The 15,739-nt window shown below is 60.9% G+C and carries 16 protein-coding genes; 9 read left to right on the forward strand and 7 right to left on the reverse strand.

Features of this window, described 5'->3' with window-relative positions; genetic code table 11:
• The first annotated feature begins 646 nt into the window (after positions 1–646).
• The 7 genes from PK789_RS09800 (at position 647) to xerC (ending at position 8,693) form a co-directional block, all read left to right on the forward strand.
• Positions 647–1,657, forward strand: coding sequence for an integron integrase (locus PK789_RS09800; protein ID WP_324308574.1), 1,011 nt, complete (start codon positions 647–649; stop codon positions 1,655–1,657).
• Positions 1,658–1,770: 113 nt separating this feature from the next.
• Positions 1,771–3,873 (forward strand): prolyl oligopeptidase family serine peptidase, encoded by a 2,103-nt coding sequence (locus PK789_RS09805; protein WP_324308575.1) that lies wholly within the window; start codon positions 1,771–1,773, stop codon positions 3,871–3,873.
• A gap of 10 nt (positions 3,874–3,883) precedes the next feature.
• Positions 3,884–5,986, forward strand: coding sequence for a S9 family peptidase (locus PK789_RS09810; protein ID WP_324308576.1), 2,103 nt, complete (start codon positions 3,884–3,886; stop codon positions 5,984–5,986).
• A 125-nt stretch (positions 5,987–6,111) separates the two neighbouring features.
• Complete coding sequence (lptM, locus tag PK789_RS09815) at positions 6,112–6,285, forward strand: LPS translocon maturation chaperone LptM (protein WP_324308577.1); 174 nt, start codon at positions 6,112–6,114, stop codon at positions 6,283–6,285.
• Positions 6,286–6,296: 11 nt separating this feature from the next.
• Positions 6,297–7,127 (forward strand): diaminopimelate epimerase, encoded by an 831-nt coding sequence (gene dapF / locus PK789_RS09820; protein WP_324308578.1) that lies wholly within the window; start codon positions 6,297–6,299, stop codon positions 7,125–7,127.
• Positions 7,128–7,129: 2 nt separating this feature from the next.
• Complete coding sequence (locus PK789_RS09825) at positions 7,130–7,813, forward strand: DUF484 family protein (protein ID WP_324308587.1); 684 nt, start codon at positions 7,130–7,132, stop codon at positions 7,811–7,813.
• Between the two features lies 1 nt (position 7,814).
• Complete coding sequence (xerC, locus tag PK789_RS09830) at positions 7,815–8,693, forward strand: tyrosine recombinase XerC (protein ID WP_324308579.1); 879 nt, start codon at positions 7,815–7,817, stop codon at positions 8,691–8,693.
• 7 nt (positions 8,694–8,700) lie between these two features.
• Here the strand turns inward: xerC and PK789_RS09835 are convergent, their stop codons facing one another.
• Positions 8,701–9,501, reverse strand: a complete 801-nt coding sequence (locus PK789_RS09835; RefSeq protein WP_324308580.1) for a glycosyltransferase family protein — start codon at positions 9,499–9,501, stop codon at positions 8,701–8,703.
• Positions 9,498–10,340: a glycosyltransferase gene (locus PK789_RS09840; RefSeq protein ID WP_503011938.1), complete on the reverse strand. Its 843-nt coding sequence runs from the start codon at positions 10,338–10,340 to the stop codon at positions 9,498–9,500. Before PK789_RS09840 ends, PK789_RS09835 begins: the two co-directional genes overlap by 4 nt.
• Before the next feature lie 22 nt (positions 10,341–10,362).
• Between PK789_RS09840 and hslV the strand changes: the two genes are divergently transcribed.
• Together hslV and hslU are read left to right on the forward strand one after the other, a co-directional pair.
• A complete protein-coding gene (gene hslV / locus PK789_RS09845; protein WP_324308582.1) occupies positions 10,363–10,914 on the forward strand; it encodes an ATP-dependent protease subunit HslV in 552 nt (183 codons plus the stop codon).
• Positions 10,915–11,002: 88 nt separating this feature from the next.
• A complete protein-coding gene (gene hslU / locus PK789_RS09850) occupies positions 11,003–12,388 on the forward strand; it encodes an ATP-dependent protease ATPase subunit HslU (RefSeq protein ID WP_324308583.1) in 1,386 nt (461 codons plus the stop codon).
• Between the two features lie 43 nt (positions 12,389–12,431).
• Here hslU and PK789_RS09855 read toward each other — a convergent pair whose 3' ends face one another.
• From PK789_RS09855 to PK789_RS09875, 5 genes are all read right to left on the reverse strand, one after another.
• Positions 12,432–13,037 (reverse strand): YbhB/YbcL family Raf kinase inhibitor-like protein, encoded by a 606-nt coding sequence (locus PK789_RS09855; RefSeq protein WP_324308584.1) that lies wholly within the window; start codon positions 13,035–13,037, stop codon positions 12,432–12,434.
• A 52-nt stretch (positions 13,038–13,089) separates the two neighbouring features.
• Positions 13,090–14,076: a YheT family hydrolase gene (locus PK789_RS09860; RefSeq protein WP_324308588.1), complete on the reverse strand. Its 987-nt coding sequence runs from the start codon at positions 14,074–14,076 to the stop codon at positions 13,090–13,092.
• 12 nt (positions 14,077–14,088) lie between these two features.
• Entirely contained in the window at positions 14,089–14,859 is a 771-nt protein-coding gene (locus PK789_RS09865; protein WP_324308585.1) for a lysophospholipid acyltransferase family protein, read from the reverse strand.
• Positions 14,860–14,903: 44 nt separating this feature from the next.
• The gene (locus PK789_RS09870) at positions 14,904–15,278 is read right to left on the reverse strand and encodes a hotdog fold thioesterase (RefSeq protein ID WP_324308589.1); all 375 of its coding nucleotides are present in this window, start codon (positions 15,276–15,278) and stop codon (positions 14,904–14,906) included.
• An 80-nt stretch (positions 15,279–15,358) separates the two neighbouring features.
• Positions 15,359–15,739: YkvA family protein (locus PK789_RS09875; RefSeq protein ID WP_324308586.1), on the reverse strand; the 381-nt coding region annotated here is incomplete at its 5' end.

Here is a 15,739-nt window from a genome sequence, read left to right on the forward strand (position 1 = left end):
GGCTTGAATGAATTTTTAGGCGGCTGTGCCCACAACCCTGATTGTGGCTGAGGTGCTTCGCGACCACCTGAGAACAAGGGTGACACGGAGCGTTTCCGTGACCACTAGAAACACGAAGGCAATGCCAGGGTGGAGCGTCATACCGCTGGCGGACAGGCCGGCGAACAAGAGGAAAAGCGTGGGCAAAACGAAGAAAACCCGCAACGGAAAGAGCACATAGTTGAGCCATGCCAGCGCCGCACGCCGGAAAAGCAGGCCAAGGCCGCAAACGAAGATAGCGAGATATATGACCAAGATCCCTGCGACTTGCAATGCTGGGTGCGGTAGCCCGAAGGCAACGGTGCTTTGCCAAAGACTAGCTAGGCCAGAGCCACCGAGCATGCCCATAGCAACCCAAGCGACATACACTAGATCGAGTGCGCCAATTGCAACCACGGTTCGCTGGAGAGATGTCACGGTTCCCCCAATTTGTGCTGCCGCCTAACAACTAATTGATCCCAAAGCCGGGATGTGGACAAGTATGCACTGAGCGGAAGGGTGATGCTAGTCGGGAAAAACTGACCTTAAAACAAGCTGTTAGCCTCTGGTATGCATGATGCGCTGGCGACAACATGCTCACGATAAAGAGCCAACAGTGAGATGTGGCATGGACAGTTTGTCGATATGGGTATCGAAGCAGGGTGTAACGCATCAGCCTGTACAGTCGCCGGGGTTGTTGGAGGCTATTCGCCAGCGTTGTCGGGTGAAGCATTACAGCTTGCGTACGGAGCAGGCGTATGTGGCGTGGGTGTGGCGGTTTATTCGGGCGAATGATGGGCGGCATCCTCGTGCGATGGGGAAGGCGGAGGTGGAGGTGTTTCTCACCCGGTTGGCCACGGTGGGGAAGGTGGCAGCATCGACGCAGAATCAGGCGTTGGCGGCGTTGCTGTTTTTGTATCGTGAAGTGTTGGCCTTGGATCTTCCGTGGATGGAAGACGTGGTGCGGGCGAAGCGGCCGCAGCGGGTGCCGGTGGTGCTTTCGCGGGCAGAGGTGGATCGCTTGTTGGTGATGTTGGATGGTCAGGTTTGGCTGATGGCTTCGCTGTTGTACGGCTCTGGTTTGCGACTGCTGGAATGCTTGCGCCTGCGCGTCAAAGACGTGGATTTTGATCGCAATGAAATTACGGTGCGTGCAGGCAAGGGGAATAAGGATCGACGGGTTCCGCTGCCGCAGCGCTTGCGCGGGGCATTACAGCAGGCGCTGTGTCGGGTGCGGGTGTTGCATGCGCAGGATCGTGCGGCTGGGGTGCCGGGCGTGTGGCTGCCGCAGGCATTGGAACGGAAGTATCCCAACGCGGGCTTGGACTTGGCTTGGCACTATGTGTTTCCTGCGGCGAGAATTTCCAAAGATCCTCGCAGTGGGGTCGTGCGCCGGCATCATGTGGATGAAGCGGTGTTGCAGCGTGCAGTGCAGGCCGCGCGCAAAAAGGCGGGTATCGACAAGCTTGTGACCTGTCACACGCTGCGCCATTCATTTGCGACGCATTTATTGGAAGCGGGCTACGACATTCGCACAATCCAAGAATTGCTGGGCCATAAAGATGTCGCCACGACGCAGATCTACACGCATGTACTCAATCGCGGTGGGCGTGGGGTGCGCAGTCCGCTCGATGGGTAGTCCCTTGGGTGGATAGTTGGTTGGCATGGCGTCTTGCGTGGCGCATGCGCACAGGCCGATCTCTGTCACGCTGTGGTAGCGTCATGGGTTTCCAAACGCCGATGGAGCGTGCCATGTCGCAGTTGTCCAATGCCTGTCATATCGTGAGTGTGGCGGCCGGTCTTGCCCTTGCCGGTAGCGCCGCCGCACAAACCCCGCCACAGGACGACCCGTATGCATGGTTGGAGGATGTCAACGGCGCAAAATCGCTGGACTGGGTGAAGGCGCGCAACGCCAAGGCCGAAGCAGAAATCGCCGGCAGCGTGCAGTTCAAAACACTGGAAGCGCAAATCCGCGCCAGCTTGGATTCCACCGCCAAGATTCCGGGCGTGGAAAAGATTGGCGATTACTACTACAACTTCTGGAAAGACGCCCAGCACCAGCGCGGCCTGTGGCGGCGCACCACACTGGCCGAATACCGCAAGCCCGAACCGGCGTGGGAAACCGTGCTGGATCTGGATGCGCTGAACCAGCAAGAAGGCGCGAAGTGGGTTTGGCACGGTGCCAATTGCCTGCGGCCCAAGTACCAGCGTTGCTTGATTGCGCTCTCGCCGGGCGGCTCCGATGCCGATGTCACCCGCGAATTTGATTTAAGCACCAAGCAGTTTGTGGCCGATGGCTTTTATCGCCCAGAAGCCAAGGGCGGGCTGGGCTGGATTGATGACAACACCGTCTATGTGTTCACCGATTTTGGCAAGGATTCGCTGACCAGTTCGGGCTATCCGCGCATCGTCAAAACATGGACGCGCGGCACCCCGCTGGCATCGGCCAAGACCGTGTACGCCGGCAAGCCCGATGACATGTACATCTCGGCGATGCACGACGACACCCCCGGGTTTGCGCGCGATTTTGTCAGCCGCACCTTGGCCTTCTACAACGATGAGCTGTACCTGCGCGGCAAAGACGGGCAGCTGACCAAGATCGATGCGCCCAACTCGGCGCAAAAAGGCGTGCATAAAGAATGGTTGTTGTTGGAGCTGCGCGAACCCTACAGCGCCGGCGGCCAAACTTATGCGGCGGGTGCGCTGATCGTTATCAATTTTGATGCATTCATGGCCGGCAAGCGTGATTTCACCGCGTTGTTTACACCCACCGACCACGCCGCGCTGGCTGGGTACACCTGGACTCGGGATCATCTGATTTTGAATGTGATGGAGGACGTGAAAAATCAGCTGTCGGTGCTCACGCCGGGCAAGGATGGTTGGGCGAAGACCACCTTTGTGGGTGCGCCCACCATCGGCACCGTGGGTGTGGCAGCGGTGGATGCCGATGACAGCAATGCGGTGTGGTTGACCAGCACCGACTTTTTGTCGCCCACCACCTTGTCGCTGGCCGATGTGGGGCAAACACCCGAAGTGTTGAAATCCAACCCGGTGTTTTTTGATGGCAGCAAGGATGTGATCGAGCAGCACTTTGCCACCTCGAAAGATGGCACCCAAGTGCCGTATTTTTTGGTGCGCCCGAAGACGTTGAAATACGACGGCAAAACACCGACGTTGTTGTACGGCTACGGTGGCTTTGAAATCTCGCTGACCCCCAGTTACTCCGGCGCGATTGGCAAGGGTTGGTTGGAAAAAGGCGGCGTGTATGTTCTGGCCAATATCCGCGGCGGTGGCGAATACGGCCCGCGTTGGCATCAAGCCGCACTCAAAGCCAGCCGCCACAAAGCCTATGAAGATTTTGCGGCAATTGCCGATGACCTGGTGGCACGCAAGATCACCTCGCCGCAGCATCTGGGCGCCATGGGTGGCAGCAATGGCGGTTTGTTGATGGGCAATATGCTGACCCAATATCCGGAAAAATTCGGCGCGATTGTGGTGCAGGTACCGTTGCTGGACATGAAGCGCTACAACCATCTCTTGGCCGGCGCCTCGTGGATGGCCGAATACGGCAACCCCGACACCAGCGATTGGGATTTCATCCAAACCTTCTCGCCGTATCACCTGTTTGATGCGAAGAAAGACTACCCGCCGACCTTGTTCACCACCTCCACCAAAGATGACCGCGTGCATCCGGCACACGCACGCAAGCTGATGGCAAAGATGGAAGCGGCCGGCAAAAACGTGCGCTATTACGAGAACATCGAGGGCGGGCATGGTGGTGCGGCCAACAACGCGCAGGCCGCGCACATGAGTGCGTTGGCGTACACCTTCCTGTGGCAGCAATTGACCAAGTGATGCGCTGACGATGACGCTTCCCATCCCACCCCGCGCTGCCCGGCACCCGCACACCGTCACCGCACCGCACGGTGCGCAGCGGCAAGACCCGTATTACTGGCTGCGCGATGATGCGCGTGCCGCCGTCGACGTGTTGGCCTATCTGCATGCCGAAAACACCTACGCCGACGTGCTCTTGGCCAACAGCAAAGACGTGCAAGATGCGCTGTATGACGAGACCGTGGCGCGCATCCAGCAAGACGATGCCAGCGTGCCGTTCCGCGAGCGCGGCTATTGGTACTACGCGCGTTTTGAAACCGGCAAAGACTACCCCATCCATGCACGCCGCAAAGACGCCCCGGGCGTGGATGCGGCATCCATTCTTGCGGCCAATGCGGCCGCCGATTTTGTCGGCGAAGATATCCTGCTGGATGTCAACGCACTGGCCGCCGGCAAAGACTATTACAGCGTTGGCGCGTACGCGGTCAGCCAGGACAACGCGGTGTTGGCCTACGCCGATGACAGCAATGGCCGCCGCCAATACACCCTTCGTTTTCGCGCTATGGACGGCACCCGCACGTTTTCTGAAACCATCGAAGGTGCGTCTTCCGACTTGGTCTGGGCCGACGATAACAAGACCCTGTTTTACATCGAAAACGACGCCGAGACCTTGCTCACCGTGCGGGTCAAAAAGCACGTCATCGGCACCGACCCCAAAGACGACCCGGTGGTCTACGAGGAAACCGATGATAGTTTCTACATGGGGATCGAACGCAGCCGTGATGACAACTTCATCCTCATTCGTTTAAGCAGCACGGTGTCCGATGAGTTGCGTTATGCGTCGGCCCGTGACCCGCGTGACTTCAAAGTGCTGGCGGCGCGTGCGCGCGATGTGGAGTACGACGCCGATCATTTTGGCGGGCGTTGGGTAATCCGCACCAATGCTGATGGTGCGCAGAACTTCAAAGTGGTCACCGCCAACGATGACGCCACCGAGCGCACGCATTGGCACACACGGGTGACGCACCGTAGCGATGTGTTGATCGAAGACGTTGCACTGTTCGAAGGTTTTACCGCCATCGCCGAACGCAGCGGTGGTTTGGAGCGCCTGCGCATCCTCAAGCCCGATGGCAGCAGTCAATACGTGGCGGCCGATGAGCCGGCGTATTCAATGGGGCTAGAGGTCAATAGCGAACCTGCAAGCCCATGGCTGCGCTACAGCTACACATCGATGACCACGCCGGCCACGACATACGCGTTGAACGTGGTGACCGGCGAGCGCCGTTTGCTCAAGCGCCAGCCGGTGCTTGGCGGCTATGACCCCGCGCACTATGTCACCGAACGCCGATGGGCCACTGCGCGCGATGGTAGCCAAGTTCCCGTGTCCATCGTCTATAAAAAGGGGTTTGAAAAAAACGGCACCGCCGCGTTGTTGCAATACGCTTACGGCAGTTATGGTTTGTCGATGGATCCGGGGTTTTCGGTGGCGGTGATCAGCCTGCTAAATCGCGGCATGGCTTATGCAATTGCGCATGTTCGCGGTGGGCAGGAAATGGGCCGCGCTTGGTATGACGATGGCAAATTACTGCACAAGCAAAACACCTTCACTGATTTTATTGATGTGACGGATTTTTTGGTGCAGCAAGGCTATGCCGCACCCCACCGCGTGGCTGCGCACGGCGGCAGCGCCGGCGGCTTGCTGATGGGGGCGATTGCCAATATGGCACCTGAAAAATATCGGGTGATCCTCTCGCAAGTCCCCTTTGTGGATGTGGTGACAACCATGCTGGACCCCAGCATTCCGTTGACCACCAACGAATACGACGAATGGGGCAACCCCGAAGACCCTATCTATTACGATTACATTCTGCGCTATTCACCTTACGATAACCTTGCTGCGCAAGCCTATCCGGCGATGTTTGTGGGCACCGGGCTGTGGGACTCGCAAGTGCAATATTGGGAGCCGGCCAAATACGTGGCGCGCCTGCGCATGCTGAACACATCCGCCGCGCCGGTCGTGTTTCGCACCAATATGGAAGCCGGCCACGGCGGTAAATCCGGCCGCTTCCGCCGCTACCGTGAGCAAGCGGAAATGTATGCCTTCATGCTGGAGCAACTCGGTGTACCGCAGTAAACAAACGCCCTTGCTTGTTCCCGCTCCCGCTTGCGGGAGAGGGTGCCCGCAGGGCGGGAGAGGGCCGTGCGCCGTACCACCAAAGGACGCGCGACAGTCGCCCAAGGCGCGGGTACACTGCGGCGATGATCAAGCGCATCGTTTTCCTCGCCCTGTTACTGAGCTCCTTGGCTGCCTGCGGCAACAAAGGCCCCTTGGTCTTACCCGATAAAAAACCCGCCGACGCGCCCGTGCCGGCAGCAACGTCTGGCACCCATCCCGCCACTCCCACGCCCGGCGCACAAACCTCACAAGAATGAGCGCACCGGCGATGCAGTTTTCCAAGATGCACGGTGCCGGCAATGATTTTGTGATGCTGGATTTGCGCGATGGTGCATCGCCACCCACGCCGGCGCTGTGCGCGCAATTGGCGCATCGCCGTTTTGGCGTTGGTTGCGATCAGATTTTGACCATCGAATTGGCCACCGATGCCGATGTGGTGGCGCGTTATCGCATCTGGAATGCCGATGGCTCGGCCTCGGGCCAATGTGGTAACGGCGCACGTTGTGTTGCGGCGTGGCTGGTGCGTGCTGGTGCCGCACCGGCGCAAGCCGGGTTTGTGATTGAAAGCCCCGCCGGCCGTCATGCTGTGCAACACGATGGCCACGGCGGCTATGTCATCGACATGGGCGCGCCGCGCTTTGCGCCTGCGGACATCCCGTTGCTGGGGTTTGTGGAAGGCGGCAGCTACGCGCTGGATCTTGATGGCGAAACATTGCACGTGGGTGCGGTGTCGATGGGCAACCCGCATGCGGTCATCGAGGTGGACGACGTGGCCACTGCCGCAGTACTGCGAATCGGCCCGGCGGTGCAGGCCAGTGCGGCGTTTCCCAATTCGGCCAATGTCGGCTTTGCGCAAGTGCTCGCTCCGGATCACATTCGCCTGCGCGTGTTCGAGCGCGGTGTGGGTGAAACCTTGGCTTGCGGCAGCGGTGCCTGTGCGGCGGTGGCGGTGTTGGCACGGCGCGGACGCGTGCTGCACGATGCCGACGTGCAAGTGGACCTACCCGGCGGCAGTTTGCGCATTCGCAATAACACCGCAACAGGCACCGTGTTGATGGCTGGGCCTGCCACATTCGTGTTTGAAGGAGAGTGGTTGTGACGATGGATTTCAACGAGACCACCGAAAAACTCGGCGGGCATGACGTCGCTGCTTGGCTGCGTCGGCATCCTCATTTTTTGCAGCAATTTCCGGATTTGGCGCAAAGTCTGGTGGTGCCGCGTGAGAGTGGTGCCACTGCATCGCTGGCCAGTTATCAATTGGAAATTTTGCGCGAAAAAAATCGCGAGTTAACCCAACGCCTGCATGAGTTGTTTGCCACCGCGCAAGACAACGAGCGGCTGGCGGTGCGCGCGCATCAATTGACCTTGGCCTTGATGAAGCAAGCCAGCGCCGCCGACACCCTGCGTGCGATGGCGGCGGCATTGGCTGAAGATTTTCATGGCGATTTGGTGCGCGTGGTGGTCTTTCACGCCATCGAAAGTTTGGAAGCGGCCGACTGGCTGCAAGTGATCGCCGCCGATAGCCCGCGACTGGCCACCTTCCGCGACATTCTGGGTAACAACGAGCCGATCTGCGGCCGCCTGCATCCAGACAAAAACGCCCTGCTGTATGGCGTGCGTGCCGAAGACGTGCAAAGCACCGCGTTGCTGGTGCTGCCGGGGGTTGGGCTGGTGGCGGTGGGCAGCCGTGATGGCAACCGGTTCTTCCCTGGCATGGGCACCTTGTTTTTGCGGATGATGGGCGAAGCCTTGGCGGCGGCGTTGGCGCGCTTCCCGCACGCATGAGATGAGCACGGCCCACCCGGTCGCGGACTTCCTGACCCATTTGGCGGTTGAGCGGCAAGCCTCTGCGCACACGCTGGATGCCTATCGCCGCGACTTGGCGGCCTTGTCGCAGTGGGCGGGTGACCGCGACCTGCTGACGTTGTGCGGTGATGACTTGCGTGCGTTCATCGCCAGCGAACATCGTCGCAAGCTGTCGGCCAAAACCTTGCAGCGCCGATTGTCGGCCTGCCGCAGTCTGTACCGTTGGCAGCTCAAACACGGCCATATCCACAGCGACCCCTGCGCGGGGGTGCGCGCACCCAAAGCGGCGCGCAATTTACCGCAGGTTCTGGATGTGGACGAAGCGGTGCAATTGGTCGCGTTGCCCACCGATGCACCGCTGGGCCTGCGCGACCGCGCGCTGTTGGAATTGTTTTACTCCTCGGGCCTGCGGTTGTCGGAAGTGTGTGGCCTGCGTTGGCAAGATCTGGATATTGCACAGGGCCTGGTGACCGTGTTGGGCAAGGGCAGCAAGCAGCGCATCGTGCCGGTGGGTTCGCATGCACGTGCGGCGCTACGCGACTGGCAGCAAACCGCGCATGCAGCGCAAACCGCCTTCGTGTTTCCAGGCCGCGCCGGCAAGCAAATTTCGGCGCGCGCCATTCAACTGCGCATCAAGCAATTAGCCAGCCGCCAAGGCGTGCTCAAGCGCATTCATCCCCATTTGTTGCGGCACAGTTTTGCCAGCCATGTGCTGGAGTCCTCGGGCGATCTGCGCGGCGTGCAAGAACTGCTGGGGCATGCGGATATTTCCACCACCCAGATCTATACCCACCTCGACTTTCAACACCTTGCCAAGGTGTATGACGCCGCGCATCCACGCGCCAGGCGCAAACGGTGACGCGCGGTTACGGCAGCCCGCGAATCCCGCCAAACGGGCGGCGTGCTTGCAGCACATGCCAACTGTCGATTTCCAGTGCGGTGTCGTACTGCGCATCCAATCCGCGCCGTTGCACGGCGGCGACAAACGCGCGATAACGATCTTCGATTTGTTCACCCCAGCGTGCCACTTCTGCGGCCTGCGGGTGGATGCGACGTTGATACAGCGGCTGCGGCACATGCACGACGTGGGTGGTTTCCGATAGGCGCAGACACAGGTCGTAATCGGCGGCATCGGGATAGTCATTGCGATAACCGCCAGCAGCGCGATACGCAGCGTGGCGCAGCAAGCGCAGCGGTCCGGTCATGCAATCCAAAAGCAGCGCATCGGGCGAATACGGCAGCTCGCACAGCGGCCCCGGCCCCAGCACGCGGCCCTGTGCGTCGATCAACACATGCCGGCTATAGGCCATGCCGGCATCGGGCTGGGCCAGCAGTGCCGCATGCAAGGTGGCCAATGCGGTGGGGGCCAGCGTATCCGCGCCATCCAGCACGCATAGCCATTCGCAGGGGCTGGCGTTGGCCGCATCGGCCAATGCGGTGATGGCGGTGATCGTATCGACGCACACCGCGTTGACGTGCAGCTGCGGCCAATCAGCGGCCAATACCCGCGCGCGCGCTGCGGCGGTGGCGTTGCTGGGGCATAACTGGGCCTGCCAATGCGGGAAGGTCTGCGCCTGCAAACTGGTCAGCGTCTGCGCCAGAAATGCGCCATCGCCTTGCACCGGCACCAGCACACAAATCGTTGCATTGGTATCGCAAGCACTCATGCCGATGGCACCAGCGGTGATTGCGGTTTGGGTTTCAGCACATGCCGCGCGCGAATGCCCAAGGACAGGCTGTGGCTGCCGGCCATGCCGCGCCGCTGCAAGGCGCGCTCAACGGCCGCAAACGAGCTGCGCACTTGCCGCAATCGCTGGCTCACCGACACCGAACCTTGGCGGATGCGATAGCGATACAGCGGTTGCGGCAGATAGCCGATGGCGCAGGTTTCCGACAAGCGCAGGCACAAATCGTAATCGGCCGATTCGTCGATACTGGCGTCCACGCCACCGGCTGCGCGATAGGCTTCGCTGCGGATCAGGCGAAAGTGATAGGTCATAAATTCCACCAGCAGCTTATGGGCCGAATACGGCGTGGCAAAACGCCGCCCCGGGCCTAGTAGTGCGCCGGCTTCGTCGATTTCGACATATTGCGAATACGCCATCCCCAACTGCGGTTGTGCTTGCATGAAGGCCAGCATGGCCGCTAGCGCCATTGGCTCCAGCAGATCATCGGAATCGAGCACACCCACGAATGCGCCCCGCGCCTGCGCCAGTGTCTGCGCCAATGCGGCGGGATTGCCGTGGTTGCGGCCATCACCCAGCAAGCGAAAACGCGAATCCCGCGCGGCATAGGCGGCGGCGAGTTGCGCACTGCCGTCGGCGCTGCCGTCGTCCCACAGCAGGGCTTCCCAATGCGGGTAGTCCTGCGCCAGCAAGCTATCCAACGCCGCCGGCAAGTAGTGCGCGGTGTTGTAGATGGGGACGGCAATGCTGATCAAGGGCGGGGTCATCGTTGAATTCTGACGCAATTGGGATGCTTGAAGCCGGGGCCACCGCCCCCACATTGTCCGTTCAACGGAGAAAACGATGGATCCCAGCCAAAACCCCACGGTGTTTCATGCCACCACGATTGTTTCGGTGCGCCGCAACGGCCAGGTGGTGATTGCCGGTGACGGGCAAGTGACCTTAGGCCACACGGTGATGAAAGCCAACGCGCGCAAAGTGCGCCGCTTGGGCAAAGATGGCCGCGTGTTGGCCGGGTTTGCCGGTGCCGCCGCCGATGCGTTTACCTTGTTTGAGTTGTTTGAAGCCAAGCTGGAAAAGCACGGCCAGCTGACCCGCGCCGCCGTCGAGATGGCCAAAGATTGGCGCACCGAGCGCCGCTTCGGCAAGTTGGAAGCCTTGCTGGCGGTGGCCGATGCGGACACCTCGCTGATCATCAGCGGCACCGGCGATGTGATTGAGCCGGAAGATGGCCTGATCGCGATTGGCTCCGGCGGCATGTATGCACTCTCTGCCGCGCGTGCGTTGCTCGCGCACACCGCACTGGACGCCCAAGCCATCGCCACCGAAGCACTGAAAATTGCCGGCGATATTTGCATTTACACCAACCAAAACATCGTGGTGGAAACCCTTTAAAGCTGTCATTTCCGCGAAGGCGGGAATCCAGCGTTTGCCGATATCTAAAACTGGATCCCCGCCTTCACGGGGATGACGAGCAAGAGACATGCACAAAATCGACACCGATTCCTCCTCCATGACCCCGCGTGAAATCGTGGCCGAACTCGACCGCCACATCATTGGGCAACATGCCGCCAAGCGCGCGGTGGCGATTGCCTTGCGCAACCGCTGGCGGCGTGCACAGTTAGCCCCCGAGCTGCGCAATGAAGTGATGCCGAAAAATATTTTGATGATCGGCCCCACCGGCGTGGGCAAAACCGAAATCGCGCGGCGGCTGGCCACACTGGCCAATGCCCCGTTTGTGAAAGTGGAAGCCACCCGCTTCACTGAGGTGGGCTATGTGGGCAAGGATGTGGAACAGATCATCCGTGACCTGGCCGATACCGCGGTGAAGTTGTACCGCGCGCAGGCACGCAGCAAGGTGCGCACCCAGGCCGAAGAACGCGCTGAAGAGCGCATCTTGGATGCCCTGTTGCCCAAGCGCGAAGGCGCGCCGGGGTTTGGCTTCAATGCGGCCAATACCACCACCATTGATATCGGTGCCGAACCTTCCTCGCAGGAGTCCGCGACCCGGCAAAAACTGCGCAAGCAATTGCGCGCCGGTGAATTGGACGCGCGTGAGGTGGAGTTCGACATCGCCATGAATATCGGCGTGGACATCATGACCCCGCCGGGCATGGAAGAGATGGGCCAGCAATTGCGACAGATGTTTGGCCAAGTAGCAGGCAGCAAAACCCACAAAAAAGCCTTGACCATCAAGGCCGCACGGCCGATGTTGATTGAAGAAGAAGCGGGCAAATTGATCAACGAAGACGAGGTGCGCGAGGCCGCGATCGATGCCTGCGAGCAGCACGGCATCGTGTTTATCGACGAGATCGACAAAGTGGCCAAGCGCAGTGAAGGCTACGGCGCGGATGTCTCCCGCGAAGGTGTGCAGCGCGACTTGTTGCCGCTGGTGGAAGGCAGCACCGTGAGCACCAAATACGGCGCGGTGCGAACCGACCATATCTTGTTTATTGCCAGCGGCGCATTCCACTTGGCCAAGCCCTCGGATTTGATCCCAGAGATGCAAGGCCGCTTCCCGATTCGGGTGGAACTGGGCGCGTTGGGCAAAGACGATTTTGTGCGCATCCTGACCGAGCCCAAGGCCGCCCTAACCAAGCAATATGTGGAGTTGATGGGCACCGAAGGCGTGCAACTCACTTTTGCCGACGAGGCGGTTGCACGGCTGGCCGAGATCGCCGCACATGTAAACGAGCGCCAAGAAAACATCGGCGCGCGCCGCTTGCACACGGTGCTGGAACGCCTGTTGGAAACCTTGAGTTTTGAAGCCCCCGACAAGGGCGGCAGCGTCACCATCGACCGTGCGTATGTAGACGCGCATTTAGGCGAGCTGGCGCAAGACCCGGATTTGAGCCGCTACATTCTGTGACCACGCACGGTGCCGGCGTTGGCCGACACCGTGGCTTATTCCATCAAACGTGCAAACTATACGTGCCGTAGATCGCGGCCTCTGCCAGCACATGCCCGTGCATCGCACGTAGTAAATCGCCGGCGGTAAATGCCGCTGGCAACGGCAGTGTGGCCACATCCAGCGCAAACACGCGGAAAAAATACCGATGCGTGCGCAGATCGTGTGGCGGTGGATACGGGCCGTCGTAGCCAAAATACTGCCCAGCCATCGCCGCATCGCCGGCAAACCAGCCGGTGTAATCGTTCAAGCCGGTGAGGCCGCCGGCATCATGACCCTGTGGTTTGCCCTTGGCGGTCAGGCCGTGGCTGCAACTGCCCGCCGCGATTTCGCGCACATCTGCAGGAATATTGGCCACCACCCAATGCACAAAATCTCCGCGTGGATGCGCCACCGGAATCGGCGTTGCCGCATTGGCCACCAGCGCGCCATCGGTGGGCGCATCGGTGTCGGTGCACAACAAGGCAAACGATTGCGTGCCCGCCGGCACGTCACCCCACGCCAGATGCGGGTTGCAGTTGCCGCCAAACCCATTGCCGTGTTCGGCACCTAGGGCGAATTCGGCGGCGAGTGTATGCCGGTGTTCAAAACTGTTGCTGTGGATGTGCATGCGCGTCTCCGTGTGGACGATGCGTGCAGTGTGGGCGTGGTTGTTGCGGGCATCAAGCCAAGGCGGCCAACAATGTTTGTGCCACCCAGCGTTCGGCATAACCATCGAGGGATGCGCTTTCGATAAAGCCACAATGGCCGCCATGGTTGGCCAGTTCAAGTGTCACCTGCGAATAGGCGGCGATGCGATGAAATTCGGCCAGCGGGATCACCGGGTCATCGGCGGCCATCAACACATCGGCGGGCAACTGCAAGTCTTGCAAGCGCCCGCAGGCGATCGAATAGCCATCGAAATACGCCTCCAAATCCGCAAAGTCGGTGTTGTTGCGCACCATCCAGTCGGTCAGTGCACGCATCGGCAATTGCAGGACATCGTTGCCAAAACGGTGCGCCTGCGGAAACAGCGCACGCTTGCGTGCCAGCGACTGCCGCCATTTGCGCTCGAAATAGTGCAGATATATTGCCGGGCCGGTTTCCATTTGCTCCATCGCCCCGGCAGGGTCCAGCAGCGGGCACACCGCTGCCACATGGCGCAGCGGCAGGCCGGCGGCGGGCGCACGCAGGGCCAGCCGCAGCGCGAAATTACCGCCCAGCGAATAGCCCGCCGCCAGCAGCGGCAAGTCTGGCCATTGCTGGGCGATGACGCCGGCGGCATCCACCACTTCGTCGATGCGGTTGGAGTGGAACAAGCCTTGGTTGAGGTGGTGGCTGCCACCATGGTCGCGGAAATTCAGCCGAAACACCGCGCAGCCTGCGTGAAGCAAACGTGCGGCGGTCAGGCGCATATAACTGGACTCGGCGCTGCCTTCCCAGCCATGCAACAGTAAAACCAGTGCGCGTGGCGTGGTGTGCATGGGCAGGCTGGCAATGCCTTGCAGGCGCACGTTGCTGCGCAATGTCAGCAACATGGGCCGATGTTGGGCGCGGGCCTGGCGCAGGCGCACTCGGCCGCGCGCGCTGCGCAGTGGACTGGATGCCAGCAGCGACTGCGCATGCGGATTGCGCAGCCAGCGCGGGCAGACGTAAGGGGAGGGGGTCAGGCTCACCGGGACTCAGGCTTGCGCCATCGCCTGTGCGATCTGTTCGCGTGCCAACTGCGCCATTCCGCGCCGGCCGCTGTGATTGGCGGGCAGGATGGGGGGCAGAAAGCACACCCGCACCGGGCGCACCGGCTCTCCCAGCAGGCGCAGCAAGTTGCCGACAAAATGCTCACGCGGAGCAAATGCGACGATGGCTTGCGCACTGCACCGCACGCCGTAGCACAGGGCAACTGGTTGCACCGGCGCAGTGGCGTCTACCGCCGCGGTGAAAATGCGCGCGTGGAACGGCCCCAGTGTGTGGCCATCACGCGTGCCACCTTCCGGGAACGCGGCGACGGCACGGCCGGCGCGTAGGCGCTGCGCCATTTCGGCCATCACCAATCCTAGCGAATCGCCATTGCCGCGTTGCAGGAAAATTGTTTCTGCTTGCGCCACCACCCAGCCAATCAGTGGCCAACTGCGAATTTCGGATTTGGCAATGAAACCCATCATGTGTTGCGAATGCAGCACCATGATGTCGATCCAGCTGACGTGATTGGCCACGAACAACGTGCCACCTGCTAGGGGTGTGCCTTCGCGGTGCAAACGCATGCCAAAGATCCACAGCAAGCTGCGTGCGTACCAGCGCACCGCTGTGTGTGACAGCCAGCCGCCACCGCCCAAGGCAATCAGTACCAGCACAATGGGCAGATCGATCAGCGCATGCCAAAGCAGCAAGGGGCTGCGCAAGCCATAGCGCAGCACGCGCCATAGGCGTGCGTTGGTAGAGAGGTGGTTGGTCATGCGGGAAATGGCGTTCAAAGCGGCGGCGGGAACCACGGGCAGTATTATCCGCCAGCTGCGGGTGGCTGCGGCAACACCGCCAAGGTAATTCGGCTGATGCACACCGGCAGGCCATCTTGGTCTTCGATGCGAATTTCCCACACCTGCGTGCTGCGACCAATGTGGATGGGTCGCGCAGTCCCGATCACGCTGCCGTTGCGCACCGCGCGCAGGTGATTGGCGTTGATTTCCAGGCCCACCACCGCATTGCCGCCAGCCAGTAACATGCCGGCGCTGCTGCCTAGGGTTTCTGCGAGTGCCACCGATGCACCACCGTGCAACAAGCCATAAGGCTGATGGGTGCGCGCGTCCACCGGCATGCTGGCGCGCAGATAGCCATCGCCTAATTCGGTGAAGACAATGCCCAGCGCCGCCATCATGGTGTTGGCGGAGCGGGCATTCAGAAGGTCTAGGGTGACGCCTTCCGGCCATTGCGTGGCGACACTGGACAATGTGTGGCTCAGCCGACCCGGAACGCGCTGGGACGCCAGCTACGGACATAGGAGTCATTGCCGCGGCCGCCGTAACCGCTGCTGCGGCCATAGCCAAAACCGGCTTCACGCTCGCGGCGCACGTGCATACGCTCGACCAGCTCCTCGCGGCGGCCATCCAGCCAATCGGTACGACCTAAGCTGGCCGGATCAACGCCGCGCTGCTTGGCTTCGCGTGCACGGTAATCGCAAAAATCATCATAGGCGTCGAGTTCGTGGGCCAGCTCACGCACCGACAATTCGATCATCACCGCATCGTCAAGGAAGCCCAGCACCGCAACATTGTCGGGGATGATGTCATTGGGGTCGGCGAAATAAGCCAGTGCGCCCAGCACGCGCTGGCGGTCGGC

It is taken from the genome of Thermomonas sp., from assembly GCF_035369645.1.
Classification (GTDB): Bacteria; Pseudomonadota; Gammaproteobacteria; order Xanthomonadales; family Xanthomonadaceae; genus Thermomonas.

Coding starts and splice junctions, on each gene's coding strand:
- PK789_RS09810 (WP_324308576.1), top strand. CDS start 3,884: ATGACGCTTCCCATCCCACCCCGCGCTGCCCGGCACCCGCACACCGTC.
- PK789_RS09855 (WP_324308584.1), bottom strand. CDS start 13,037: ATGCACATCCACAGCAACAGTTTTGAACACCGGCATACACTCGCCGCC.
- dapF (WP_324308578.1), top strand. CDS start 6,297: ATGCAGTTTTCCAAGATGCACGGTGCCGGCAATGATTTTGTGATGCTG.
- hslV (WP_324308582.1), top strand. CDS start 10,363: ATGGATCCCAGCCAAAACCCCACGGTGTTTCATGCCACCACGATTGTT.
- PK789_RS09840 (WP_503011938.1), bottom strand. CDS start 10,340: ATGTGGGGGCGGTGGCCCCGGCTTCAAGCATCCCAATTGCGTCAGAAT.
- PK789_RS09870 (WP_324308589.1), bottom strand. CDS start 15,278: ATGATGGCGGCGCTGGGCATTGTCTTCACCGAATTAGGCGATGGCTAT.
- PK789_RS09800 (WP_324308574.1), top strand. CDS start 647: ATGGACAGTTTGTCGATATGGGTATCGAAGCAGGGTGTAACGCATCAG.
- PK789_RS09825 (WP_324308587.1), top strand. CDS start 7,130: ATGGATTTCAACGAGACCACCGAAAAACTCGGCGGGCATGACGTCGCT.
- PK789_RS09835 (WP_324308580.1), bottom strand. CDS start 9,501: ATGAGTGCTTGCGATACCAATGCAACGATTTGTGTGCTGGTGCCGGTG.
- lptM (WP_324308577.1), top strand. CDS start 6,112: ATGATCAAGCGCATCGTTTTCCTCGCCCTGTTACTGAGCTCCTTGGCT.
- PK789_RS09865 (WP_324308585.1), bottom strand. CDS start 14,859: ATGACCAACCACCTCTCTACCAACGCACGCCTATGGCGCGTGCTGCGC.
- xerC (WP_324308579.1), top strand. CDS start 7,815: ATGAGCACGGCCCACCCGGTCGCGGACTTCCTGACCCATTTGGCGGTT.
- hslU (WP_324308583.1), top strand. CDS start 11,003: ATGCACAAAATCGACACCGATTCCTCCTCCATGACCCCGCGTGAAATC.
- PK789_RS09805 (WP_324308575.1), top strand. CDS start 1,771: ATGTCGCAGTTGTCCAATGCCTGTCATATCGTGAGTGTGGCGGCCGGT.